We start from the raw sequence: 2,378 nt of genomic DNA on the forward strand, positions 1-2,378 counted from the left end.
ATGATGGCAGAGAGGTCACACCCGTTCCCATACCGAACACGGAAGTTAAGCTCTCTAGCGCCGATGGTAGTTGGGACCTTGTCCCTGTGAGAGTAGGACGTCGCCAAGCAAAAACCTAAGTCATTTTGACTTAGGTTTTTTTGTGTTTATTTTTATTATTTTAAATTTAAAGGTAAGAATTACCTTTTCAAGAATATAGTCCAGATGTAAAAAGAATGTTTGTGATCTTACATAACCTTTTGTGCTTTTAAAGGATTTTACATTAGAAAAAATCTATAATTAAGGTAGTTAACATATATTTTTGATGGGTGTGGGGAATTATGAAAGAAATATGCATGTTATTAGTGGCTGTTATATTATGGGGTACAGCCATTGCGCCAACAAAATGGGCGTTAGAATCTATTCAGCCGTTTACTTTGTTATTTATTCGTCTTTTCTTTGCAGGTGGAATTTGTATGCTATTCTCATTTAAGGAATTACAAAAATCAGTTGTACATAAAAAAGTTCCATGGAAAAGAATGAGTTTGTTAGCTTTTACCGGTGTAGCTGGTTATTTTATGTTTACATCCTACGGCATTTCTTTAACAAGTGGATTACATGTGAGTATTATAGATGCTGCATTACCATTAGTTACAATTCTTTTTTCAGCACTCTTTTTGAAAGAGAAAATTCGATTGAATTATTGGATAGGAATTATATTGGGTGTTATAGGAGTACTCTTTATTACGATTCCATCTAAAAGTGCTAATCAAGAAGTGTCTTTAATAGGAGATATACTAATATTATTAAGTACTTTTCTATTTGCTTTCTACACAGTTTTGCTAAAACGACCAAAACAAGAACAGTATTTATCAAACGAGGTTTTTACAACATTAACTTTAATTATTGGAGCTGTTATTCTCTTACCGTTTGCACTGATAGAAATTTTTTATTACGGTCTTCCAAAGGTTGAAACTTGGAAAACGGGACTTAGTGTAATATACCTTGTTATTGGAGCAACAATTTTAGCATATTGGTTTTGGAATAAAGCGCTAGAGAGAGTTTCAGCATCAGTAAGCGGATTATATTTAAATGCATTACCATTAATAAGTATTGTTACTTCAATTATTCTATTAAATGAATCTCTGACATGGAGAGTAATAATGGGAGCGAGTTTAGTTTTAATCGGAGTAGGATGGGCGGATAAGCAAAAGTTATGTAATCTATTAAAAGGTAACAAGGTGGAGAATAGAGACTGTTAAACAGTATGATTTATATAATTGAAATGTTAAAAAGATACCTTATATATGAGGTATCTTTTTTATTTAGCAAAGATAATAGACTAAAGTTAGTATGGATATTCTTTGCTGTATTTATATGTGTCAAAATCATTTTGAAATATTGTTTGGACAAGTTGTATACATTCAGTATCATAAAAGCTTTCAAAAGTTGGATGACGGGGAAATAAAGGATCAGTAATATCGCCTTCGCTAAAATCCCCTTTATAAATCATGGCGGGAGTTTGATGATGCCATGATGTTGAGAACTCATTTATTGGTGCGGTTTTTAATTCGAAACGCTTTTCTAATTTTTTTATTTCTTGATCGAAATTTTCTAAGTATATATAATTGGTCACATATTCTTCTTCACCAGCTATATATTGTTGTGTGAAATGTGGGTTAATATCACTTGCGTGAGCCCCTTTCATAAATAGATAGTATAAAAATTGTTTAAATGAGATCCCTTTGGGGGAATTTTCATCTTGATATAAAAACTTTCGGATGGGTTTCCATTCGGGATTTTCCATATAAGGAGGTCCAATTAAGGACACGAAAGAACTGACTGCTCTCCTATAAGGGTTACGAACAAGTTTAAAAGTTTCTTTTTGTTTTTCTCGTAACGCTACTCCTAGTCGTACACTATAGGCAGGTGTACTTTTGTATATATCATATTCATAATTATGAATGAAAGGACTATAGCTTAGAGCGGTTTGTAATAAATCAATCTGGTAAAAGAACCACTTAGCAAGAGAAGTACAACCGCTTTTTTGACTCCAAAATAGAATGATTGGAAACTTCCTATGATAGTGTGGGCTTCTTGAATGGGAGCTTATGATGTGTAATAAAGAAGGATTGAACAAGTTCTACACTCCTTTTAGTTATTTTATTGATATGTATGAGAAATAAAAGGGGGGTATGAGAGTCTTTTTCATCTTTTTAAAAAAATGAAAGATTAATATTGACTATTACTATATAGAGGTGTAATATAGAACAAGTCGCCGATGACATTAACGTCGCAAGCGACAAACGAAATGAAAAACTTAGTTGACATTGAAAGATGAAAATGTTAACATAAGGAAGTCGCAAATGAGCGGCCAAGTAGTTCTTTGAAAACTGAAC

2 protein-coding genes and 1 rRNA gene are annotated in these 2,378 nt (G+C 32.5%); 2 read left to right on the forward strand and 1 reads right to left on the reverse strand.

What is annotated here, in order from left to right; genetic code table 11:
* Both rrf and ACTFN4_RS30375 read left to right on the forward strand, forming a co-directional pair.
* A 5S ribosomal RNA gene (gene rrf, locus ACTFN4_RS30370) occupies positions 1-109 on the forward strand; the annotation flags it as partial.
* A gap of 211 nt (positions 110-320) precedes the next feature.
* Positions 321-1,241, forward strand: a complete 921-nt coding sequence (locus ACTFN4_RS30375) for a DMT family transporter (protein WP_439963342.1) — start codon at positions 321-323, stop codon at positions 1,239-1,241.
* 86 nt (positions 1,242-1,327) lie between these two features.
* Here ACTFN4_RS30375 and ACTFN4_RS30380 read toward each other — a convergent pair whose 3' ends face one another.
* Positions 1,328-2,119, reverse strand: a complete 792-nt coding sequence (locus ACTFN4_RS30380; RefSeq protein WP_439963343.1) for a sulfotransferase family 2 domain-containing protein — start codon at positions 2,117-2,119, stop codon at positions 1,328-1,330.
* Between the last annotated feature and the right edge of the window lie 259 nt (positions 2,120-2,378).

Source organism: Bacillus cereus group sp. MYBK95-2, from assembly GCF_051915225.1.
Lineage (GTDB): Bacteria > Bacillota > Bacilli > Bacillales > Bacillaceae_G > Bacillus_A > Bacillus_A cereus.